This window comes from Nocardia panacis, from assembly GCF_003598715.1.
Taxonomy (GTDB): domain Bacteria; phylum Actinomycetota; class Actinomycetes; order Mycobacteriales; family Mycobacteriaceae; genus Nocardia; species Nocardia panacis.
The window spans coordinates 92676-114398 of sequence record NZ_QZFU01000012.1 but is presented as its reverse complement, the minus strand read 5'-3'; the positions used below and the strand labels follow the sequence as shown (position 1 = coordinate 114398).

Sequence of the window (21723 nt, the reverse complement as noted above, 5' to 3'; positions counted from 1 at the left end):
CAGTTTTACTGGAAGATCGCCAAGACGCCGCTTATTTGTCGATCACGGGGTAATCACGACGCGCGTGCGCCAATCACGCCGCCGCGTACGCGATATCGATATGGGCGGGCGCGAATCCGAGTCGGGTGTAGGTGCGCACGGCGGCGTCATTGTCGGCCTCGGTGTAGAGCAGCACTTCGTCGAGGTCGCGGCCGCGCAGATAGCGCAGCCCCGCCAGGGTCAGCAGCCGCCCCAGTCCTCGGCCCTGCGCGGCCGGATCGACGCCGACCACATATACCTCGCCGAGGGCCGGGTCCTCGTCCAAATGCACCTTGGTCCAATGGAATCCGAGCAGTCGGTCCGGATCGGCGGCATCGACGGCCAGGAACAGTCCCGCCGGGTCGAACCAGGGTTCGGCGCGCCGATCGGTGATGTCGGATTCGGTCCAGCCACCCTGTTCCGGATGCCAGGCGAAGGCGGCCCCGTTGACGCGCAGGATCTCGGCGTCGTCGGTCGGACCCGCGTAGGTGCGCAGCACAATTCCGTCCGGTATCGACAGTTCCGGTAGCTCCGGAGTTGCCAGAGACCTTCTCATCTGCCACAGCTCGCGTGCGGTGGCCAATCCGAGGCGGGTCGCCACGGCCCGTGCGGCGGGCCGATCGCCGTGCGCCCAGACGCGTGCGCCCGCACCCCCCGCGGCGAGGGCGGCGCGGACCAATTCGGTGCCGATTCCGGCGCCGCGCGCCTCCGGATCGACGCCGATCTCGGCCATGGCCGGATGCTCGCCGTGCGCGGCCACCAGGTTCGCGTAGCCGACGATCGCACCGTCCCGCTCGGCGACCAGATGCCGCGCCGCGCCGGGGCGGGTCAGCGAGAGCACAGCCTGTTCGGAGACGGGTGCGACGCCGTCGGCGGCGGCGGCCCGGTCGAGCAGTGCGCGCACCGCGACCGCCGCCGCGTCGTCCAGCCGGTCGGTCCACTCGCTCATTGCCGCTCCATTCCGGGATTCCGCATGATCAACCGCCACAACAGCTTCCGCCGCGCGTACATTCCCGGCCGCGCCGCCTAGGCGAATATTCCTGGGGCACAACGGAATTACAAAGCTCGACGGTCTCGGAAATACCTACTGGGCCGCGCCGTTGACCGGAGTGAGCGGCTCTTCGGAGCCCTCCGCGCCTGCGGATTCACCCTTGGGCGCGGTCCGCGCCGGGCGCACCGCCTTGTAGCCGACATTGCGCACGGTGCCGATGAGCGATTCGTATTCGCTGCCGAGTTTGGCGCGCAACCTGCGCACGTGCACATCCACCGTGCGGGTGCCACCGAAGAAGTCATAGCCCCACACCTCCTGCAGCAACTGCGCGCGGGTGAAGACCCGACCCGCATGCTGGGCGAGGTATTTGAGCAGTTCGAATTCCTTGTAGGTGAGGTCGAGCGGGCGGCCGCGCAGGCGCGCGGTGTAGGTGCCCTCATCGATCACCAGTTCGCCGAGGGTGATCTTGCCCGCGTTCTCCGGGCTCGCCACTCCCCCGCTGCGTCCGACCAATAACCGCAGTCGAGCGTCCAGTTCGGCCGGGCCGGTGCCGGGGAGCAGGATGTCGTCGAGTCCCCAGTCCGCGTTGACCGCCACCAGCCCGCCCTCGGTGAGCACGGCGACCACGGGTACGGCGGATCCGGTGCTGCCGAGCAGTCGGCACAGTCCGCGCGCGGCGGCCAGATCGGTCCGCGCGTCGACCAGCGCGATATCCGCGCTTCCCGCCTCGAGCAGGGATGACACCTCCGTCGGCGCGGGCCGCACATGATGTGCGAGCAACGCGAGCGAGGGCAGTACCGACTCGGGGTCGGGGTCGGAGGTCAGCAGCAGCAGCTCCACAGACCCTCCCATCTCGTAACCACGCGGAGCACGACAACTCCGCTGAGCCACGTCGCTGATCCACAGGTAATGAAGTGTCAGATTAGCCTGTCCACTACCGCGACCACGCGTTCCGGGCCGGGGACGACCGCAGATGCGCCGGGCGTCACCCACTAGGCTCCCTAGCTATGCGCAAGCTGATCATCGGGCTGCTGTGTCTGGCCGGACTTGCGGTGGTCAGCGATTTCGGCACCGCCGCCTACTTCGAGTACAAGGTCTCGCGGGCGCTGCGGCACGGCGCGGAGCTCACCGCCGACCCGGAGGTGACGATCTACGGATTCCCCTTCGCACTCTCGGGCGCAGGCGGCAAGTTCGACCGGGTCAAGATCATCGCGCGCAGCAAGCGGCCCGATATTCCGGGCGAGATCTCGGTGGAGGCCATGCTGACCGGCGTGCATGTGCCGCTCGGGCGACTGCTCGACGGCGATATGCGCGATATCGAGGTCGATCAGGTGGACGGGCGCATGGTGCTGGAGCCGATCGCGCTCGGGCGGCTGTTCAATATCCCGGATCTCGAGGTGCATTCGGATCCGGCCGACAAATCCGACGGCACGGGAGGTTCGGGCGGCACCGGCGTATCCACGCCGGGTCTGCTGGTGCTCACCGGCACCCTGCCCGTCACACCGGGCGCGCAGTACGGCGGCCAGAAGGTCAGCGTGCAGGCCAATCTGCTGCGGGAGAGCAATCGGTTGCGCATTGTCGCAACGGGCTTCTATCGCGGCTCGGGCGTGGATGCCATGCCCACCGCACTCATCCCCGACGCCGATCAGCCCGCGGTGCTCGAGCGTTTCACCCGTACCATCGACACCAGGGAATTGCCGTTCGGTGTCCAACCCGCCAAGGCCTACCCGCAGGGCGGCCGGATCGTGGTGGAGGGCCGGGGCAGGAATATGGCGATCGACCTCGACCGTTTGCAGCTAGAAGGTTCGCAGCTCGACCGATTGCAGAGAAGATGATGGAAATCACCATTGTGGCAGCCGTCCTGCTGATCGCGGTCGCGGTCGGCCTGCTGTGGCAGCGCCGTCAGGGTCGGGTGCGCCCGGCCGCCGCGAGCGATTCGGCCGAGTCCGAGGCGCGGGCGGAGTTGCTCGAGGCGGCCGGGGTCACCGGATCCGGTCCCGCGGTGCTGCATTTCTCCGCCGATTGGTGCGGCCCGTGCGACGCGGTGCGGCGGGTGGTCGCGAACGTGATCGGCGAATTCACCGAAACTCCTTCCGCGCCAAGGGATATCGAAGTCGATATCGATGTCAGGCCGGAATTGGCGCAGGCGCTGAATGTGCTCTCGCTGCCCACCACCTTCATCTTCGACGCCGAGGGTCGCGAACGCTTCCGCATCTCGGGTGTCCCGAAGGCGGGCGATCTGCGCACCGCGCTGGCCCCGCTGACCATCGACAAGGCCGCTTGACGCGGTCTTTTCCGATGTGACGCAGACCCCGGTCCTTTTTCCCCGAAGAATTGGGTAAACTGCGTCTCGTGCAAGCCAACCACGAGCTCATGCTCACCCGACGTCGCACAGTTGACCTGTGTCGGCTCGGTGGTTGTTGCTGCCTGTGCCGCTGAGCGGTCGGCTCTTCAGAATTCTCGAATCCGACCTGCGTCCGCCGTTGCGTGCGATCCCGGTGATCCCCCGGCGTACTGGCAATTTGTCCGCCATCAGACATATTCAGCGCAGGAGCACCCGTCATGTCCGATATTTCCGTACACCCATCTTCTGATACCTCAATTCCCGCACGGGACAACGCGATTCCCACGCGGGTCGATGTGCGCGGCCCCCGTTTCGCCGCCTGGGTCACCTCCGGTGTCCTGGTGCTGACACTGCTGGCCGCCGCCTTCTCACAGCCATTGGCCGCGGTGCTCATCGCGGCCCAGGCGGTGGTCTTCGCGATCGGCGCGGCCTACGGTCCGCGCAAACACCCTTACGGTCGGATCTTCGCCGCGCTCGTCGCGCCGCGCCTCGGTCCGGTCACCGAAACCGAACCCGCGGCCCCGCTGCGGTTCGCCCAATTGCTCGGCCTGATCTTCAGTGCCGTCGGCCTGCTGGGATTCCTGGTGGGCGCACCCGTGGTCGGCGCGATATTCGTCGGCTTCGCCCTGTTCGCGGCGTTCCTCAACGCGGCGTTCGGGATCTGCCTGGGCTGCCAGCTCTACCCGCTGGTGACCCGCTTCCGCCGGACTCAGGCGGCCGCGGCCGGTACCGCACCGACCAGCTCACTCTGACCCCGCAAGTCATCGCGGACCGGGCATACCCGTCACCCGGCCGCACACCGGAAAGGAACAACATGGCTCGCTCCGATGTCCTGGTCTCCGTCGACTGGGCCGAAGAGAACCTCAACGCCCCCGGCGTGGTCTTCGTCGAGGTCGACGAGGACACCTCCGCCTACGACACCGGACATATCGAGGGTGCCGTCAAACTCGACTGGAAGACCGATCTGCAGGACCAGGTCCGGCGCGACTTCGTCAGCCAGGAGCAGTTCTCGGCGCTGCTGTCCGAACGCGGCATCGCCAACGACGACGAGATCGTCCTCTACGGCGGCAACAACAACTGGTTCGCGGCCTACGCGTACTGGTACTTCAAGCTCTACGGCCACAACAATGTGAAGCTGCTCGACGGCGGCCGCAAGAAGTGGGAGCTGGACGGTCGCCCGCTGTCCCGCGATGCCGTGAGCCGTCCCGCCACCCAGTACAAGGCGGCCACGCCCGACAACTCGATCCGCGCCTTCCGCGATGAGGTCATCGCGGCCATCGGTGCGAAGAACCTGGTCGACGTGCGTTCGCCCGACGAGTTCTCCGGCAAGATCCTGGCTCCCGCGCACCTGCCGCAGGAGCAGAGCCAGCGGCCCGGTCACGTGCCGACGGCCATCAATGTGCCGTGGAGCAAGGCCGCGAACGAGGACGGCACCTTCCGCTCCGATGCCGAGCTGACCGAGCTCTACAAGGACGCGGGCCTGGACGGCACGAAGGAAACCATCGCCTACTGCCGTATCGGCGAGCGGTCCTCGCACACCTGGTTCGTGCTGCAGGAGCTGCTGGGTCACCAGAACGTCAAGAACTACGACGGGAGCTGGACCGAATACGGCTCCCTCGTCGGTGCACCGATCGAGTTGGGAGCGTAATCAACATGTGTGCAGCACCTACCCAGGGTCAGGCCATTCCGGCGGGCGTCGATGTGGAGAAGGAGACGGTCATCACCGGCCGGGTCCTGAGCACCGACGGCCAACCTGTCGGCGGCGCGTTCGTGCGACTGCTCGACGGCAATGGCGATTTCACCGCCGAGGTGGTCGCCTCCGGCACCGGTGACTTCCGCTTCTTCGCGGCGCCCGGCGCGTGGACGGTGCGCGCGCTGTCCGCCTCGGGCAATGGTTCGGCCGAGGTCCGCCCCGATGGCGCGGGCATCCACAATATCGATGTCGCGGTGGCCCGATAGCCTCGACGACGCACCCGCGAACGGCCCCTGTGTCCAGTGAGACAGGGGCCGTTTGCGTGTCGCGGGCCGAAGGTCGTTAGACTCCGAATGTGGTCCTCTTCTTCGAGATTCTGCTGGTGGCCGTGGCCGTCCTGATCGGATGGTTCGGGCTGTACGTCGTCTACCGGCTCTTCACCGAGTCATGAGCGAGCTCGCGAGCGAAGGTTCGACCCCGGCCGAGCGCGCGAGCGAAAATATGAACGGAGCCGCTCCGGCCGATCCCACCAGGCGCAGCGGCGATCAGGCCGTGTCCGATGCGGCCGAGCGGGCGAAAAGCACCGGCGCCCGCAACATTCCGGTGCTTCCCGATCTACCGCTGCCCGAGGATACGGCCAATCTGCGGCTCGGTCCCGATCTGAGCGCGTCCATGCTGGCGCTGCTGCCCATGGTCGGCGTGTGGCGCGGCGAGGGCGAGGGCAATGATCCCGAGCGCGGCGACTACCGCTTCGGCCAGCAGATCGTGGTCTCCCACGACGGCGGCGACTATCTGAGCTGGGAGTCGCGGTCCTGGGTCATCGAGTCCGACGGCTCCTACGGCGGGCCGGACCTGCGCGAGAGCGGATTCTGGCGGGTCGGCATCGACGGCGACGACGAGGTCATCGAACTGCTGCTCACCCACAGCACCGGCATTGTCGAACTGTTCTACGGGCAGGCGCTGACCCAGTCGTCCTGGGAGTTGGCCACCGATGTGGTGATCCGCAGCCAATCCGGGATCGTGGTCGGCGGTGCCAAACGGCTCTACGGCATTGTCGAGGGCGGGGATCTTGCCTACGTCGAGGAGCGGGTGGTCGCCGACGGGCCGCTCGAGCCGCGGCTTTCGGCTCGGTTGCAACGCTATATCGGCTGAGCGTCGCTCGCCTCTTTCCCCGGCGTGAATTCCGGCGCGGCTAGCCAACTCCGGCGTGTGCGATGGAGTGCACCGCGCCCTGATGTTCGGCTGCGCTCGGAATCGCCGCCCATTGAAATTGCAGTATGAGCCGCGAAATACCAAGGCGTGACGACGTTTTCTCGACACGAACTGTCGCGAAAAGGGAACAGCCCCCGAACCATACCGGTGCGGGCTCTCACCTGCACGGGTCCCGATCGGACCGACCGGGGGTTCGGGGGCCGGGTGGCTGCCTGATATTCGCTCGCGCTCGCGCGGGTGAATAGTCACCGGCAGCGGTGGCGCTAGCGGACAGCCACCTCACGTGTCCTAGAACTATCCATTTGTTCGACCACCTCCTTCCTTGTGTAACTACGAACTTAGCGAGCCGTTATCGACTCGGCAACGGATTTTCCCGCAGCGCGAAATCTATGGCCGCCCGATTCGGGAAAACCGTTGTGACCTGGCCGGATTCGGTGAACTCCACGACCGTGTCGGCGGCATGACCCGCCGGGAGCTGATGTGTGACTACCACCACAGTGCGATCCGGCGTGACGAGGCCAGTCCGCGGATCGAGCAGTGCGCGCAGCAGATCCGCGCCCGCCTCGGCCTCGATATGTTCGGTCGGCTCGTCGAGCAGCAGCATGCGGGCCGGCGAGACCAAGGCGCGCGCCAGCAGAATGCGCCGACGCTGCCCACCGGAAACCGCCGCCGCGCCGCCGATGAGCGTGGTGGCGACACCTTCGGCGAGAGTTTCCAGCCATTCGCCGAGACCCACTGCGCGCAAGGCGTTCTCGGCCTCGTCGACGGTGAGATCGCCCCGCGCGACCCGCAGGTTCTCCAGGATCGATGTGCCGAACAGGTGGGCGTCCTCGGCGAAGAAGATCGCGTCGTCGCGCCTGGCGCCGAAAAGTCCGGCCCAGGACATGAGCAGGGTGGTCTTGCCAGAACCGCTCGGGCCGACGATCGCGATCCGGCGGCCCGGTGGGAGATCGATCCCCCGGTCGCTCAATGCGGCGTCGGCGACCCCACCGACATCCGCGCGATCCACGGTGGCCCGCGTTGGCGCCGATCCTCGCGCCGCCGTTGCGACGACGCCGACTTGCGCGCAGGCAGCGAGCGACGAGTCCGATCGCGCGGTGATGCGCCCGCCCTTGGCTATTGAGCCCTGCGCGGGTGTCGGTCGCGGGACCTCTGCCCGGTCCACCGAAGCGAGCCGGTGCAAGGCGGCGCGGGCAGCGGTGAATGCCTGGGCGGCAGCCGACAATGGCGTGACCGACTCGAACGCCGATAACGGCAGCAGGACCAGGATGGCGAGGGCCATCGGGGTCATCGTGCCGGGAGCGCCGCTATTGGGGCCGTAGGTGACAATGCCGATGAGCAATGCGCCGAGGGCGCTGACACCGATCGACAGCGGGGTGGCCGCCGTCGACCACGCGGTGCGCGCCGCCGCCCGGTCCTCCGCGCGGACAGCCCGACGTCCCGCCGCTGTCGCCCTGGCGACAGCGCCATCGAGTTTCCCCGCGACCCGCAATTCGGCCGCGTGATCGAGCACGGTGAGCGCCTGCGCGGTGAATTCGGTTCGGTCGGCGCGCACCGCGTGCTCGGCCTCCCGCGCCGCACGCGCCGAGAGCCATGGGGCGAGTACACCGGAGACGGCCAGCGCCGCCGCGAGAATTCCGGCCGCCGCGGGCGAGATCGTGGCCAGTGCGCCAATAGCCATGGCGGACAGGATGATCGACACCGCGACCGGCACCAACACCCGAACCACGGCCGCGCCGAGGTCATCGATATCGCTCCCCACGCGCACCAGCAGATCTCCCCGCCGCAGTCCGCCGACCTCTCCCGCACCGGACGGCCGCCGCAACCACCCGGTGGATCGCGCGAGCGCCCGATAGGTCGAGGTGCGGGCCGAGGTCATCGACCGCAGCGCCACATCATGGGTGGCCAGCCGCTCCAGATATCGGCAGAGCCCGCGGGAAATACCCAGCGCCCGAACGGAAACCACCGCGATGCTCAGATCCAGCACCGGCGGCATCTGCCAGGCCCGCGCGATCAACCACGCCGCCAGCCCCGCCAAGGCCAGCCCGCTACCGAGCGCGAGCACACCCCAACCGATCGCGGACGCGACCCGCCCCACCGACAGCTCCAGCAGCCGCCACATGCGTCGAATATCCTGCCGGACACCACCATTCGCGGCACTGCCGACCGCCTCGGAAGTCACCCGACCCTCCTCGCACCGAGTGCCACTGATCGCAACCCGAGGCGCGGACCGGTCTCGACTCTAGGAAATCGGTGGTGCGTCATGCGGATACCGCTTCCGTCGCGGTCGCGTGCACCCGGACGATGTGGTCGGCGATGGCGAGTACCGAGCGGCGGTGGCCGACCACGACGACCGTGGCTCCGGCGCGGGCGCGCGCGGTCAGGGCCGCCAGAACGGTTGCCTCGCTCGCGGAGTCGAGATGGGCGGTCGGTTCGTCCAGCAGGAGCACGGGGCGCGGGGCGGCGAGCACCCGCGCCAGGGCCAGGCGCTGACGCTGTCCCAGTGACAGTCCCAGGCCGCCTTGGCCGACTACCGTGTCCCATCGGTGGGGCAGTTCGTTCAGTACGGCATCGAATCCCGTGGCGGTACAGGCCGACTCGAGGTCGCGGGGCTCGTCGGTCGATGCGCCGAGCAGTTCGAGGTTGTCGCGCAGTGTCCCCGGCACCAGCACCGGACGCTGTGGCAACCAGGCGACCCGCGACCACCACCGCTGCGGATCGAGCGCTCCCACGTCGACGCCGTCGATGGTCACCGACCCGCGATCGGGGGTGAGCAAACCGAGAATCGCTTGCAGTGTGGTCGATTTCCCGCTTCCGTTCGGCCCCGCCAGCACGGTGACCTCGCCGGGACGAAGCTGCGCCGTCAGCGCGGCGGGCGCGAATCCATCCCGAGCCGCGATATTCAAACCGCGCAACCGGATGATCGCGCCATCGCTCGCGGACGCGAATCGGCCGGGAGCGAGGGGGTTCTCGTGCGAGACAGCCTGCACCGCGGCTTCCTCGACCCGATCGCCGCCCATCTCCTCGGCATCCGGTCGCGCTTCGATCGCCGAATCGTCCTCAACAGCAGATGCTTCCGGCTCCAACACCGCGAAAGCCTTATCGGCGGCCGCCATTCCGTCCTGGGCGGCGTGGAAGCGCTCGCCGACGGTGCGCAGCGGCCAGTAGACCTCGGGGGCCAGGATGAGCGCGACCAGGCCCGCGTACAGGCTCATATGCCCGAAGACCAGGCGCATGCCGATGGAGACTGCCACCAACGCGACACACAGGGTGGCCAGCATTTCCAGGACCATCGAGGACAAGAAGGCCAGACGCAGCGCACGCATCGTGCGTTGGCGCAGGGCATCGCCGAGCTCGCGCACTCGATGCGCCATCGTGCGCCCGGAATCCTCTGCCGCCGCGGGCATTTCGCGGCCGAGCGCGCGCAGGGTCGGCATGCCCGCGAACAGGTCGAGCAGTTGATCGGACAGGCGGGTCGCCGCGGTCAGCGTGGCAGCCGCGCGTCCCTTGGTGAGCAGGCCGATCAGGATCATGAAGATCGGGATGAGCGGCACCGTGAGCACGGTGATCAGTCCCGAGATCGGATCGTGGGCCGCGATGACCGCCATGACGGTGGGCGGGACGATCGCGGCGAGCAGCAGCGCGGGCAGGTAGCCGGCCAGGTAGCCGCGCAGTCCGGCCAGCCCGCTGCCGACCACCACCGCCAATTCCGTACGGCGCGTGTCGAGTTCGCGGGGGGGCAGTTGGGCGGCGGCCGCGAGCGCCGCCGTCTCCAACTCCGCCACCACATCGGCGCCCGCCCGGTGCGCCAGCCGCGCCTGCCACCAGGTGGCCGCCGCCCGCACGGCGATGGCCACCGCCAGGACCGCCAGTTCGGTGGTCCACGCGCCGATGCCGCGCCGACCCGGCTCGGTGATGACCCCGGCCAGCACGCTCGCCAATTCCAGCGCCGTGACCACCAGCGCACCGGTGATCGCCACCGACAGCGCGACGCTGAGGGCCAGGTAGCGGCGGGCCGAGCGCGCGTGTCGCCACAGGCGCGGATCTATCGGTGGGCGGGCCATGACATCCCTCGGGTCAATCGCGAGCGGTGGCGAGCGGCAAACCGACCGACGCCGGAATCTGCTGGACGGTAATGCGTTTGCGGAAGACCCAGTAGGTCCAGCCCTGGTAGATCAGCACCACCGGGGTCACCAGCACGGCCGCCCAGCTCATCACCTTCAGGGTGTACGGGGTCGAGGACGCGTTGTGGATGGTGAGGTTGTAGGCCGCGTCGATGGTGGAGGGCAGCACATTCGGGAACAGCGACCCGAACAGCAGCGCGCTCGCCGCCGCGACGGCCACCGTGGTGCCGACGAAACCCCAGCCGTCGCGCTGGGTGAAGGCGGCCGCACCGGAGACCAGCAACCCGAGGACGGCCGCCCCCAACGCGATCCAGGTCCAGCCGTTCCCGTAGGCGAGCTGGGTCCACAGTCCGAACGCGCCGACGACCAGCACCGTCGGTCCGAGCAGCACCCGCAGCGCACGCAGCGCTTCGTCGCGGTATTCGCCGCCGGTCTTGAGCACCAGGAAGGTCGCGCCGTGCAGTGCGAACAGCAGCCCGGTCGCCAGTCCGCCGAGGACGGCGTACGGGTCGAACAGGTCCCACACCGATCCGGCGAACTGTTTGCGCGCGTCGAGCGGGACGCCGCGCACCACGTTGGCGAAGACCCAGCCCCAGGCCAGGGCGGGCAGCCAGGAGCCGAGGCCGATGCCGAGATCGGCGCGGCGCCGCCAGCGCGGGTCGTCGATCTTGCCGCGCCATTCGATGGCGACCACGCGCAGGATGAGTCCGACCAGCAGGATCAGCAGCGCGAAGTAGAAACCGGAGAACAAACTCGCGTACCACTCCGGGAAGGCGGCGAACATGGCGCCGCCCGCGGTGAGCAACCACACCTCGTTGCCGTCCCACACCGGTCCGATCGTGTTGAGCGCGACCCGCCTGCGCGCGTCGTCGCCGCGCCCGAGGATGGGCATGAGCATGCCGACGCCGAAGTCGAAGCCCTCGAGTACGAAGTACCCGGTGAACAGCACTCCGATCAGCAGAAACCAGAACTCTTGCAGGCTCATCACCGACTCCTAGTAGGCGAAGGAAAGCTGTTCGACGGCGGGCTCTTCCGAAGGCGTGCCGCCTTCACCGCCGGAATCACCGGATGTGCCAACGGGTTTCGCGGCAGGTTCGGGTCCGGCCACGGTGTAGCGCCGCATCAGGTAGAACCAGACGATCGCGAGCAGGCCGTAGAGCACGGTGAAGGTGATCAGCGAGATCCACACGGTGCTCGCGGTATGTCCGGACACGGCCTGCTGCACGGTGATGCGCAGATTCGGATCTCCGGTGGGGTTGGGGGCGACCACCCACGGCTGGCGCCCCATTTCGGTGAAGACCCAGCCCGCGCTGTTGGCCAGAAACGGGGTGGGGATCATGAGCAGGCTCAGCCAACCGAACCAGCGCCGGGTCGGCACCCGGCCGCGCCTGGTGAACCACCAGCCGAGCAGGACCAGCAGCGCCGATCCGGCCGACAGTCCGATCATGGCGCGGAAGGACCAGTACGTGACGAACAGGTTGGGCCGATAGTCGCCGACGCCGTACTTCTCGTTGTAGACCTTCTGCAGGTCGACCACCCCGTCCAGGTGCACGCCGGAGAGTTTGGCTTTGGCCAGCAGCGGCAGCACATAGGGCACCTCGATCAGGTGAATGACGCTGTCGCAGTTGTTGTGGGTGCCGACGGTGAGCACCGAGAAGTCGGGATCGGTCTCGGAGTGGCACAGCGATTCGGCCGAGGCCATCTTCATCGGCTGCTGGTCGAACATGAGCTTGCCCTGGGTATCGCCGGTGAAGACGAGCGCGAGCAGCGCCAGCACCATGACGACCAGACCCGCGCGCGAGACGGGCCGCCACATGGCGCGGGCGTCGGCCAGTTTCTCCGGATCGCCGCTGCGCGCGTTGCGCACCATCCACCAGCCCGCGATACCCGAGACGAAAGTGGCCGCGGTGAGGAAGGATCCGGCCACCACGTGCGGAAATGCCGCCAGCGCCGTGTTATTGGTGAGCAGTTCGACAATGCTGGTCAGTTCCGCGCGTCCGCGTTCGGCTTTGTAGGTCGCGCCGACGGGGTGCTGCATGAACGAGTTGGCGGCGACGATGAAGAAGGCCGAGGCGTTGACGCCGATGGCCACCATCCAGATCGTGGCCAGGTGTACGAGTTTCGGCAGTCGGGTCCAGCCGAAGATCCACAGGCCCAAGAAGGTCGACTCCATGAAGAAGGCGACCAGCCCCTCCAGCGCGAGCGGTGCGCCGAAGACATCACCGACGAAGCGGGAGTATTCGCTCCAGTTCATACCGAACTGGAACTCCTGCACTATGCCGGTGGCGACGCCGAGCGCGAAGTTGATCAGGAACAGTTTCCCGAAGAACTTGGTGAGGCGATACCAGTGCTCCTTGCCAGTGATCACCCACGCCGTCTGCATGCCCGCGACCAACGGGGCCAGCCCGATGGTGAGCGGCACGAACATGAAGTGGTAGACGGTCGTGATGCCGAACTGCCATCGGGAGACGTCCAGGGCCGACAACTTTGTCCTCCTGCCGATCTACGACATGACGTAGTAAGACTACGTCGGGGCCGGAGGCGATTCGGTGAGGTCTAGGCCACGACACACCGGGTCATTCGGCGCGGACCAGCACGTTCACGAATAGGGGTAGGACATAGATCACGATCGGGGCGCCGACTCACCAATCGCCGACCGCGCCGCTGCGCGCCACACCCCTGTCCACCAGATCGATGATCTCGGCGGCATTCTCCGGGGCCGACATCCGCAGTCCATCCAGCGAATTCACCCTGGCGGCCAAGGTGATGCTCGACAGTAGCCATACGCTGTCACAGGTCAGCAGGTCGGCGGTGTAGAGCGATTCGTAGCGGCAATCCCAGCCCGCCTTCCCCGCCTCCACGAACAGCGCCCGCTGCGTAACACCGGGCAGCACACCATTTTTCGCGGGCGGGGTGAGCAGGGTGCGATCCCGCGCGATCACCACCGTCGAGCGCGGCCCCTCCAGGACCCGATTCTCGGTGCTGGTGAAGATGACATCGTCGGCCCCCATCCGGTGCGCGAAGCGCAGCGCGGCCATATTGGTGGCATACGACAGCGTCTTCGCACCGAGCAACTGCCAAGGCGCGGCCTGAGCCAGATCGATCGAGATACCGCGCGAAAGGGTCTGCACCGCAATGCCGTCCGCACGCGCCGCCACCACCCGCGCGGGCACCGGCGCCACCAGCACATAGGCGGTGGGTCGGGTAAGGGCGGCCAGATCGCCCGAGGTCACCTTGGCGGGCGCGGCGGGTTGGTCGCCGTCGCGGCCGCGGGTATAGATCATGCGCAGCATGCCCTCCCGCTCGGTGCCCCACTGCTCGGCCGCGCGCTCCACGGCCGCGCGCCAACGCCCCAATTCCGGGTCGGGCAGGTCGAGCGCCTGCGCCGAGCGACGCAGCCTGCCGAGATGAAATTCCAACGCGCAGGCCACACCCGAGCGCACCAGCACCGTCTCGAAGACGCCGTCGCCGCGCAGCGCACCCATATCGTCGGCGTACAACAGCGGCGCGTCCGGATCGCGGTCCGCGCCGTCGAGTGTGACAAGTACCCGATCCACCATGGGTGTTGAGCCTAGGTCACCGAGCGCCGCCGCGAGGTGGGTCCGTAAAGGGTTCCGGGGACCCCTCGATATCCAACGCGCGCGGGTCCAGCCATATCCCTCAGCGCGGGCCGCGATCCCTCAGTGTGGGCCGCGCCATACGCCCGTGTCATATATCCGGCGCGGCCCGCGCGACACACCGATTCCGACGCGCCTAGAGTGGAATGCGTGTCCGTGGTCGTCGCACCCAGTCCTCTGCTAGCCCAACCGGGAGCCGTCGCGGGTGCCGCGCAGTCACCCGACGCCGCCGTCGCCTGGCACTACGGCGATCCCTTCGGTGAACAGCGGGCCGCCGCCCAGCGCGCGGCGGTGATCGACCGATCCCACCGCGCCGTGCTGACCCTCACCGGCTCCGACCGGCTGACCTGGCTGCACACCATCTCCAGCCAGCACGTCGCCCAGCTGCCCGACGGGCAGTCGGCGGAGAATCTCGACCTCGATCTGCAGGGCCGCGTCCTGCACCACTTCGTGCTCACCGATCTCGACGGCACCGTGTGGATCGATTCCGACGGCGAGCGCGGCGCGGCCCTGCTCGACTTTCTCACCAAGATGGTGTTCTGGGCCGATGTTCGGGTCGCGGCCGCCGATTCCGCGGTGCTGACCCTGCTCGGCCCGCGCACCGCCGAACTCGTCGCCACGCTCGGCGTCACAGCCCCTACCGAGATCTACGCGGCGGTGCCGCTGCCCGACGGCGGTCTGCTGCGCCGGATGCCGTGGCCGACCGAGGACTCCTACGACCTGATCGTCCCGCGCGCCGATCTGAACACCTGGTGGACCAGGCTCACCGAGGCCGGGGCCGAACCGGCGGGCATGTGGGCCTTCGAGGCGCTGCGGGTGGCGGCGCTGCGGCCGCGCGTCGGCGTCGACACCGACGAGCGGACCATTCCGCACGAGGCCCGCTGGATCGGCGGCCCGGACGAGCACGGCGCGGTGCACCTGGACAAGGGCTGCTACCGGGGTCAGGAAACCGTTGCGCGGGTGCACAATCTGGGCAAACCGCCGCGAAATCTGGTGCTGCTGCACCTGGATGGTTCGGCAGACGACCGGCCCGGCACCGGTGCGGATGTCACGGCGGGCGGCCGCACCGTCGGCAGGCTCGGCACCGTGATCGACCATTTCGAATTCGGTCCCATCGCACTGGCTTTGATCAAACGCACGGTCCCGGCCGATACCGCGCTCACCGCCGGTCCCACGGCCGCCGCGATCGATCCGGATTCGCTGCCCACCGACGACGCACCCCAGGCGGGCCGCCTCGCGGTCGAGCGGTTGCGCGGCCGGTGAACGACGCCGAATTCGATGCCCCCGCACCGGCTATGGCGGTCGGGGACACCGGAGCGGTGCGCGCGGTCTGTGTCGTGCACGCGGAGATCGCGGTGCCGGGGCGGGTCGGCCGCAGCGCCATCGATAAGCGTCCGGTCGCGGGTCGGGTGCGCGCGCACGCGCTCGGGATCGACGGCGACCATGTCTGCGATATCGACAATCACGGCGGTGTGGATCAGGCCGTATACGCCTATTCCGAGGCCGATGCGCGGCGCTGGGGCGCCGAATTGGGCCGCGACCTACCCGCGGGCTGGTTCGGCGAGAATCTGCGCTTGGACGGGCTGCCGGTCAGTGATGCGGTCCTCGGCGCGCGCTGGCGCATCGGCGCGGCGCTGTTCGAGGTGAGCGCGCCTCGGGTGCCGTGCGCGCCGTTCCAGTTCTGGGCCGGTGAGAAGCAGTGGGTCAAGCGGTTCACCCTCCGGTCGGATACGGGCGCGTATCTGCGGGTGCTCGAGGAGGGGACCATCGGCGCGGGCGATACGGTGCGGGTCGAGTACGTCCCGGAGCACGGCGTCACCGTGCGCGACGTCTTCACCGGAACCGACCCGGATCTGCTCGCCATCCTGCTCGCCGCCGAACCGACCGTCTCCGCCGATGTGCGCCAACAGATCGCCAGGCATCACCGCCGTAATAGCGCGAGCGCATCGAAAACCCCTGCCACCTCGTCGAAGACGAGCCGTGTCACCGAGTCGAAGACGGGAGCCCCGTGAACGTAGAACTGGTCGAGGTCGTCCGGTCCGGATTCCGCGAGTGCGTGCATCGGGGTTCGGTGGTGATCCTCGATGCCGCGGGCGAACCGGAAGTCGAACTCGGCGAGGTGCATTCGCCGATCTTCCCGCGTTCGACCAATAAGCCGATGCAGGCGATCACCCTGCTCCGCAACGGTTTCGAGCCTGTGGATCAGGCGGAGCTGGCGATCGCCACCGCATCGCACTACGGCGAACCCGACCATGTGGCCCTGGTGCGCCGCCTGCTCGACCGCTTCGGCTTCGACGAATCGGCGCTGGCCTGCCCGCCGGACTGGCCGCAGGAGGAGCGTGCCCGCGCCGCCGCGGTCACCGACGGCGCACCGCGTCGGATCTACATGAACTGCTCCGGTAAGCACGCGGCGATGCTGGCCACCTGCGCCGTCAACGGCTGGCCGACAACCGGTTACCTGGATCAGGCGCATCCGCTGCAGCAGGCCGTCATCGCCACGGTCACCGACCTGACCGGCGAGCCGGAGGCCGATCTGGGCATCGATGGCTGCGGCCTGCCGATCATTCCGGTGTCGCTGATCAATCTGGCCCGCGTCTTCGCGACCATGGCCACCGCCGCGCCCGAGACGCCGCCGCGTCGGGTGGCCGATGCCCTCCGGGCGCACCCTCGAGTGATTTCGGGCACCAATGGCCCGGACCTGTTGACCATGGCGGCAACGCCCGGTTTGGTGTGCAAGATCGGCGCGGACGGTGTGCACGCGGGCGCGCTGCCCGATGGCTCCGCCTTCGCCTACAAGATCGCCGACGGACACGATCGCGCGCGAATGCCCTTGACGCTGGCCATTTTGCAGCGCATGGGTGTCGAATGGACCGATACCCATACCGAACTCGCGGCTCCGGCCGTGCTCGGCGGTGGGGCCAGGGTCGGGGTGGTGCGGGCCATACCCGGCATCCTCCAGCCCTGACGTCCGGGGGCGACAACCGGGCAAACGGCACCGGTTCGGCGGCACTTCACCCACTCCTGGAAGCGCGACCGTCAGAAGCACGCTAAAGTGTCTGTCAGGAAGAGTATTAATTCGAACGGGGCCGCCAACAAACCCCAGGCCGCCCCGCAGTGACGCGAGGGGGTCAGCCATGGGCCGTGGCCGGGCTAAGGCAAAGCAGACCAAGGTCGCACGAGAGCTCAAGTACAGCTCGCCGTCGACCGACTTCGCGAGCCTTCAGCGCGAGCTCTCGGGAAGCCCCACCCAGCACGGTGGTGTCATCTCCGACACCCAGCAGCACGGTGGTGTTATCTCCGATGAGCACGACGCGGACGAGTCCTTGTCTCGTTGGAAAGAGGACGAAGACTACGACGACTGGCGACGCTGACTCGATCATCGCTGAAGGGGGAGGCCGCAGGGGCCTCCCCCTTCACCGCGTTTGATATCAGGGTTGCGGACCTCGTCTTAGTGGCTTGCAGCACCAGCGACGTCCCGCATCATCCGATGCGGGACGTCGATATGTTCCGACGCTGACGTGATCCGACCGGCGCACTTCCTCGCCCCGGATCACGCCGCACCGGCCGTATTCGGCCGGTCCACCGGTCTTGTCGACCCACGATCCGCTGTGCCGCTTCGTGATCGATGCCATCGGTTCCGGAAAGCGATGCGGCGCCCCGACTTTCGCGCGAGAGATGATCTATCGCGCTGAGCCGGAGCGCCGCTCAGTGTCTATTCGCCAAGCGTGGAATCAGAAGCGCGGGTGCTCACCCAGCAGGACCGCGCGCGCCGCCTCGACGTCCTTGGCCTTCTTGACCGTGCCGAGGGTCCAGCATTCGATATGGCGCGCCGTGAGCACCGCCAAGGCGCGATCGACATCCTCCGGCGCGACGACGGCGACCATGCCGACGCCCATATTGAAGGTCTTCTCCATCTCGGCCCGCTCGACCCGGCCGCGCTGGGCGATCATCTTGAACACCGGCGCGGGATTCCAGGTGCCCCGGTCCAGCTCGGCGACCATGCCCGCCGGGATGACCCGTGCCAGATTGCCCGCCAGGCCGCCACCGGTGACGTGGGCGAAGGTGCGCACATCGGTCTCGGCGATCAGCGCCAAACAATCCTTGGCGTAGATGCGGGTGGGTTCGAGCAGTTCCTCGCCGAGGGTGCGGCCGAACTCCTCGACATGTCCGGTCAGCGACATGCGGTCGATCTCGAGCAGCACCTTGCGGGCCAGGCTGTAGCCATTGGAATGCAGGCCCGAGGAGCCCATGGCGATGACCACATCGCCGGGACGCACCCGATCCGGCCCCAGGATGGCTTCGGCCTCGACCACGCCGACGCCGGTGGCCGACAGGTCGTAGTCGTCGGGACCCATCAGGCCCGGATGTTCGGCCGTCTCGCCGCCGAGCAGCGCGCAACCCGCCTTCACACAGCCGTCGGCGATACCGGAGACCAGTTGGGCCACCTTCTCCGGCACGACCTTGCCGATGGCGATGTAGTCCTGCAGGAACAGCGGTTCGGCGCCACAGACGACCAGGTCGTCGACGACCATGGCCACCAGGTCCAGGCCGAGGGTGTCGTGTTTGTCCATGGCCTGCGCGACCGCGATCTTGGTGCCGACCCCGTCGGAGGAGGCGGCGAGCACGGGCTCGCGGTAGCCGCCCTTAAGTGCGAACAATCCGGCGAAGCCACCGAGCCCACCTTGGACCTCGGGCCTGCTCGCCTTCTTCGCCAATGGCGCGAACAACTCCACTGCGCGGTCACCCGCCTCGATGTCCACGCCTGCCGCGGCATACGAGGCGCCACCTGGGGTCTGTTCAGTCATTTTCGGGGAAAGCTCCAAACCGAATCGGCGGGTAGATGCCTGATCACGCTACCGGAGTCGGGTAACGACGCGTTACCGGAGTTGGCTCGCCCGCCTGACCGACAGGGGGCGAGCCGGCCCCCTAGGCGGACCTCCGCCTGCGCTCCGGCCATGCGCAGGGCTGCGGACGGCTTCGCCCGGCAGCGCCCATTAGGCGCCCGCTCCGGTGAACAGTCCGGCCGCCGCAGCCCGACGCCTGCGCTGCTCGGCCGGGTCGGGGACCGGGACGGCGGCCACCAACCTGCGGGTGTACTCCTGCTGCGGATGACGCAGGATGCCGTCCCGATCACCCTCCTCGACTACGGCGCCGCCCCGCAGCACCACGATCCGGTCGGCGAGCTGATCGACCACGGCCAGGTCGTGGCTGATGAACAGGCAGGCCCAGCCGCATTCGCGCTGCAATGTGCCGAACAGCTCGAGCACCGCCGCCTGCACCGAGACGTCCAGTGCGCTGGTCGGCTCGTCGGCCACCAGCAGATCCGGATCCAGGACCAGTGCCCTGGCCAGGCTGGCGCGCTGACGCTGACCGCCGGACAACTCGTGCGGATAGCGCCGCTCGGCGCCCGCGGGCAATTGCACATCGTCGAGCATGTGCCGCACCCGCGCGCGGATCTCGGCGGGACTGCCCGCCCGGTGCACGATGAGCGGTTCGGCCACACACTCCCCGACGGTGAGCCGGGGATTGAGCGAGCTGGCCGGGTCCTGGAAGACGAAGCCGAAGCGTCGCCGGATCGGCCGCAATTGCCGCTGCGAGAGTTTGGCGATGTCCTGGCCGCGAATCCGGACCACGCCGGAGCTGGGACGCTGCAGCGCGGCCACGCACCTGCCGATGGTCGACTTGCCCGAACCCGATTCGCCGACCAGGCCGATGGTCTCCCCCGGTCGCATGACGAGATTCACCTCGTCGACCGCGCGGAAGGGCGCGCGGCCGAGCGGACCGGGAAACTCCACCACCAGATCGCACACCTCGAGCACCGGGTCTGCGGTGGTATCGACCTGTGCCGCACCGTGTTCCACCCGTGCGGCGCCCAGATGCGGCACCGCGGCCAGCAGTTTGCGGGTGTAGTCGGCTTTGGGGGCGGAGAACAGTTCGTCCACCCCAGCCTGCTCGACGACCTTGCCGTCGCGCATGACCACCACTCGATCCGCCAGGTCGGCCACCACGCCCATATTGTGGGTGATCAGCACGATGGCACTGCCGATGCGATCGCGCAGATCCCGCAGCAGTTCGAGGATCTCGGCCTGCACGGTCACATCGAGGGCGGTGGTCGGCTCGTCGGCGATGATCACCTTGGGTTCGCACGAGATGGCGATGGCGATCATGACGCGCTGCTTCTGCCCGCCGGAAAGCTGATGCGGGTAGAAGTCGACCCGCTGCTCCGGATCGGGGAGCCCGACCATGCGCAGCAGTTCGACGGCGCGGACCTTGGCAGCCTTGCGGGTCATCTCGCTGTGCGCGCGCAGCGCCTCACCGAGCTGGAAACCGATGGTGAACAAGGGATCCAGCGCGCGTCCGGGTTCCTGGAACACCATGGAGATCGCCCCGCCGCGCAGCGCGGTGAGCTGCTTGTCGCTCATCGAGGTGACCTTCTCCGTACCGAGGGTCACCAGACCGCGCACGCTCGCGGTCTCGGGTAGCAGGCCGATGGCGGTGCGTGAACTCACCGATTTGCCCGAACCGGATTCGCCGACGATGGCGAGCACCTCGCCCGGATACACCTCGTAGGACACATTGCTCACCGCGCGCACCGGACCGGCGTCGGTGGCGAAGCTGACCGAAAGCGATTCGATGGACAGCGCCGGTTTGCGCTGCGGCGTCGCGGTTTCCGTCATCGGGACTCCCCCTCTCCGGCAAGTGTGCCGGTTTCCCCGGCACCGGCGTTTTCGCCCTCGGCCGGGACCGCCAGTGCGGCGGTGTCGTCCGCGACGGTGGCGGGTCCCGGTGCGCGCCGGGTGCGCAGCAGCGGATTGAGCACCTCGTTGAGACTCTCGCCGACCAGCGTCATCCCGAGCACCACCAAGACGATGGCGGTGCCGGGGAAGATCCCGGTCCACCAGATCCCGTTGGAGACATCCGACAGCGCCTTGTTCAGGTCGTATCCCCATTCGGCGGCCTGGGTCGGCTCGATACCGAAGCCGAGGAAGCCGAGCGCGGCCAGCGTCAGGATCGCGTCGCCGCCGTTGAGGGTGATGATCACCGGCAGCGACTGGGTGACATTGGCGAGGATGTGCTTGAACATGATGCGCCCGGTGGACGCGCCGGTGACGCGCGCGGCGTCGACGAACGGCTCCTGTTTCACCGCGACGGTGGCATTGCGCACCACCCGAAAATATTGCGGCACATAGATGGCCGTGATGGCCACGGCCGCCGAGAGCACGCCGCCGACGCTGCTGGAGCTGCCGCCCGCGACCACGATGGAGACCACGATGGCCAGCAGCAGGGTCGGGAAGGCGTAGATGGCGTCCATGAACGTCACCAGCACCCGGTCCACCCAGGTGCCGATGTAGCCCGAGATCAGGCCGAGCGGCACGCCGACCAGCAGTGAGAGCAGCAGCGAGATGACGATGGTCAGCAGCGCGGTCCGCGCACCCCAGACCACCCTGGAGAACACATCCTCGCTGCGCACCGAGGTCCCGAACCAGTGCGCGCCCGACGGCGGCTGCTGGGCGGCGAAACTCACGCCGTCCGAGGAGCTTTGGGCCAGACCGTAGGGTGCGATGAGCGGGGCGAAGATCGCGATGAGCACGAACAGCGCCACCAGGCCGAGCCCGAACAGCAGGGTCGCCCGCTGCACGCCCGCCGTCATGGCCAACAGTCGCAGGCCGGGGATGCGGCCGCGCCGCCGCGCCGAAGACGCCGGGACGACGGTGGGCTCTGCG

Annotated in this window: 20 protein-coding genes; 10 read left to right on the top strand and 10 right to left on the bottom strand. The window is 68.2% G+C overall.

Annotated features, from left to right (window positions below; genetic code table 11):
• Positions 1–73: 73 nt before the first annotated feature.
• Together mshD and D5S18_RS04275 are read right to left on the bottom strand one after the other, a co-directional pair.
• Complete coding sequence (gene mshD / locus D5S18_RS04280; protein ID WP_120038210.1) at positions 74–967, bottom strand: mycothiol synthase; 894 nt, start codon at positions 965–967, stop codon at positions 74–76.
• A 135-nt stretch (positions 968–1102) separates the two neighbouring features.
• The gene (locus D5S18_RS04275) at positions 1103–1849 is read right to left on the bottom strand and encodes a winged helix-turn-helix transcriptional regulator (RefSeq protein ID WP_120038208.1); all 747 of its coding nucleotides are present in this window, start codon (positions 1847–1849) and stop codon (positions 1103–1105) included.
• Positions 1850–2016: 167 nt separating this feature from the next.
• On the opposite strand from D5S18_RS04275, the gene D5S18_RS04270 reads away from it, so the two are divergent.
• The 6 genes from D5S18_RS04270 to D5S18_RS04245 all read left to right on the top strand — a co-directional run bounded on the left by D5S18_RS04270 (position 2017) and on the right by D5S18_RS04245 (position 6198).
• Positions 2017–2844, top strand: coding sequence for an LmeA family phospholipid-binding protein (locus D5S18_RS04270; RefSeq protein WP_120038206.1), 828 nt, complete (start codon positions 2017–2019; stop codon positions 2842–2844).
• The gene (locus D5S18_RS04265) at positions 2841–3293 is read left to right on the top strand and encodes a thioredoxin family protein (RefSeq protein ID WP_120038204.1); all 453 of its coding nucleotides are present in this window, start codon (positions 2841–2843) and stop codon (positions 3291–3293) included. Before D5S18_RS04270 ends, D5S18_RS04265 begins: the two co-directional genes overlap by 4 nt.
• A 278-nt stretch (positions 3294–3571) precedes the next feature.
• Positions 3572–4105: a DUF4395 domain-containing protein gene (locus D5S18_RS04260; RefSeq protein WP_120038202.1), complete on the top strand. Its 534-nt coding sequence runs from the start codon at positions 3572–3574 to the stop codon at positions 4103–4105.
• A 62-nt stretch (positions 4106–4167) separates the two neighbouring features.
• Complete coding sequence (locus D5S18_RS04255; protein WP_120038200.1) at positions 4168–5001, top strand: sulfurtransferase; 834 nt, start codon at positions 4168–4170, stop codon at positions 4999–5001.
• A gap of 5 nt (positions 5002–5006) precedes the next feature.
• Complete coding sequence (locus D5S18_RS04250; protein ID WP_120038198.1) at positions 5007–5312, top strand: DUF1416 domain-containing protein; 306 nt, start codon at positions 5007–5009, stop codon at positions 5310–5312.
• Between the two features lie 181 nt (positions 5313–5493).
• The gene (locus D5S18_RS04245) at positions 5494–6198 is read left to right on the top strand and encodes a heme-binding beta-barrel domain-containing protein (protein ID WP_120038196.1); all 705 of its coding nucleotides are present in this window, start codon (positions 5494–5496) and stop codon (positions 6196–6198) included.
• 409 nt (positions 6199–6607) lie between these two features.
• On the opposite strand, the gene cydC is transcribed toward D5S18_RS04245, so the two are convergent.
• From cydC to D5S18_RS04220, 5 genes are all read right to left on the bottom strand, one after another.
• Entirely contained in the window at positions 6608–8380 is a 1773-nt protein-coding gene (cydC, locus tag D5S18_RS04240) for a thiol reductant ABC exporter subunit CydC (protein ID WP_120038430.1), read from the bottom strand.
• Between the two features lie 139 nt (positions 8381–8519).
• Positions 8520–10322 (bottom strand): thiol reductant ABC exporter subunit CydD, encoded by a 1803-nt coding sequence (gene cydD, locus D5S18_RS04235; protein WP_120038194.1) that lies wholly within the window; start codon positions 10320–10322, stop codon positions 8520–8522.
• Positions 10323–10335: 13 nt separating this feature from the next.
• Positions 10336–11367, bottom strand: coding sequence for a cytochrome d ubiquinol oxidase subunit II (gene cydB / locus D5S18_RS04230; protein WP_120038192.1), 1032 nt, complete (start codon positions 11365–11367; stop codon positions 10336–10338).
• 9 nt (positions 11368–11376) lie between these two features.
• Complete coding sequence (locus D5S18_RS04225) at positions 11377–12867, bottom strand: cytochrome ubiquinol oxidase subunit I (protein ID WP_120038190.1); 1491 nt, start codon at positions 12865–12867, stop codon at positions 11377–11379.
• Positions 12868–13024: 157 nt separating this feature from the next.
• Entirely contained in the window at positions 13025–13942 is a 918-nt protein-coding gene (locus D5S18_RS04220; RefSeq protein WP_120038188.1) for an aminodeoxychorismate lyase, read from the bottom strand.
• A gap of 207 nt (positions 13943–14149) precedes the next feature.
• Between D5S18_RS04220 and ygfZ the strand changes: the two genes are divergently transcribed.
• The 4 genes from ygfZ to D5S18_RS04200 all read left to right on the top strand — a co-directional run bounded on the left by ygfZ (position 14150) and on the right by D5S18_RS04200 (position 17370).
• Positions 14150–15262 (top strand): CAF17-like 4Fe-4S cluster assembly/insertion protein YgfZ, encoded by a 1113-nt coding sequence (ygfZ, locus tag D5S18_RS04215; RefSeq protein WP_120038428.1) that lies wholly within the window; start codon positions 14150–14152, stop codon positions 15260–15262.
• Positions 15263–15294: 32 nt separating this feature from the next.
• Positions 15295–16011, top strand: a complete 717-nt coding sequence (locus D5S18_RS04210) for an MOSC domain-containing protein (RefSeq protein ID WP_120038426.1) — start codon at positions 15295–15297, stop codon at positions 16009–16011.
• Positions 16008–16964 (top strand): asparaginase, encoded by a 957-nt coding sequence (locus D5S18_RS04205; protein WP_120038186.1) that lies wholly within the window; start codon positions 16008–16010, stop codon positions 16962–16964. The genes D5S18_RS04210 and D5S18_RS04205 overlap by 4 nt, the downstream gene beginning before the upstream one ends.
• Positions 16965–17133: 169 nt before the next feature.
• On the top strand, positions 17134–17370 hold the full coding sequence (locus D5S18_RS04200) for a DUF3073 domain-containing protein (RefSeq protein ID WP_120038184.1): 237 nt from the start codon (positions 17134–17136) through the stop codon (positions 17368–17370).
• A 360-nt stretch (positions 17371–17730) separates the two neighbouring features.
• Here the strand turns inward: D5S18_RS04200 and purM are convergent, their stop codons facing one another.
• The 3 genes from purM to D5S18_RS04185 all read right to left on the bottom strand — a co-directional run bounded on the left by purM (position 17731) and on the right by D5S18_RS04185 (position 21650).
• Complete coding sequence (gene purM / locus D5S18_RS04195) at positions 17731–18804, bottom strand: phosphoribosylformylglycinamidine cyclo-ligase (RefSeq protein ID WP_120038182.1); 1074 nt, start codon at positions 18802–18804, stop codon at positions 17731–17733.
• 189 nt (positions 18805–18993) lie between these two features.
• A complete protein-coding gene (locus D5S18_RS04190) occupies positions 18994–20676 on the bottom strand; it encodes an ABC transporter ATP-binding protein (protein ID WP_120038180.1) in 1683 nt (560 codons plus the stop codon).
• On the bottom strand, positions 20673–21650 hold the full coding sequence (locus tag D5S18_RS04185) for an ABC transporter permease (protein WP_239003542.1): 978 nt from the start codon (positions 21648–21650) through the stop codon (positions 20673–20675). Before D5S18_RS04185 ends, D5S18_RS04190 begins: the two co-directional genes overlap by 4 nt.
• Between the last annotated feature and the right edge of the window lie 73 nt (positions 21651–21723).

Excerpts from the sequence above, each read along its gene's own strand:
- D5S18_RS04260 (WP_120038202.1), top strand. The coding sequence starts at position 3,572 with ATGTCCGATATTTCCGTACACCCATCTTCTGATACCTCAATTCCCGCA.
- cydD (WP_120038194.1), bottom strand. The coding sequence starts at position 10,322 with ATGGCCCGCCCACCGATAGATCCGCGCCTGTGGCGACACGCGCGCTCG.
- D5S18_RS04190 (WP_120038180.1), bottom strand. The coding sequence starts at position 20,676 with ATGACGGAAACCGCGACGCCGCAGCGCAAACCGGCGCTGTCCATCGAA.
- D5S18_RS04250 (WP_120038198.1), top strand. The coding sequence starts at position 5,007 with ATGTGTGCAGCACCTACCCAGGGTCAGGCCATTCCGGCGGGCGTCGAT.
- D5S18_RS04210 (WP_120038426.1), top strand. The coding sequence starts at position 15,295 with ATGGCGGTCGGGGACACCGGAGCGGTGCGCGCGGTCTGTGTCGTGCAC.
- D5S18_RS04245 (WP_120038196.1), top strand. The coding sequence starts at position 5,494 with ATGAGCGAGCTCGCGAGCGAAGGTTCGACCCCGGCCGAGCGCGCGAGC.
- cydB (WP_120038192.1), bottom strand. The coding sequence starts at position 11,367 with ATGAGCCTGCAAGAGTTCTGGTTTCTGCTGATCGGAGTGCTGTTCACC.
- purM (WP_120038182.1), bottom strand. The coding sequence starts at position 18,804 with ATGACTGAACAGACCCCAGGTGGCGCCTCGTATGCCGCGGCAGGCGTG.
- D5S18_RS04265 (WP_120038204.1), top strand. The coding sequence starts at position 2,841 with ATGATGGAAATCACCATTGTGGCAGCCGTCCTGCTGATCGCGGTCGCG.
- D5S18_RS04200 (WP_120038184.1), top strand. The coding sequence starts at position 17,134 with ATGGGCCGTGGCCGGGCTAAGGCAAAGCAGACCAAGGTCGCACGAGAG.
- D5S18_RS04185 (WP_239003542.1), bottom strand. The coding sequence starts at position 21,650 with ATGACGGCGGGCGTGCAGCGGGCGACCCTGCTGTTCGGGCTCGGCCTG.
- D5S18_RS04270 (WP_120038206.1), top strand. The coding sequence starts at position 2,017 with ATGCGCAAGCTGATCATCGGGCTGCTGTGTCTGGCCGGACTTGCGGTG.
- D5S18_RS04255 (WP_120038200.1), top strand. The coding sequence starts at position 4,168 with ATGGCTCGCTCCGATGTCCTGGTCTCCGTCGACTGGGCCGAAGAGAAC.
- cydC (WP_120038430.1), bottom strand. The coding sequence starts at position 8,380 with ATGTGGCGGCTGCTGGAGCTGTCGGTGGGGCGGGTCGCGTCCGCGATC.
- mshD (WP_120038210.1), bottom strand. The coding sequence starts at position 967 with ATGAGCGAGTGGACCGACCGGCTGGACGACGCGGCGGCGGTCGCGGTG.
- D5S18_RS04220 (WP_120038188.1), bottom strand. The coding sequence starts at position 13,942 with ATGGTGGATCGGGTACTTGTCACACTCGACGGCGCGGACCGCGATCCG.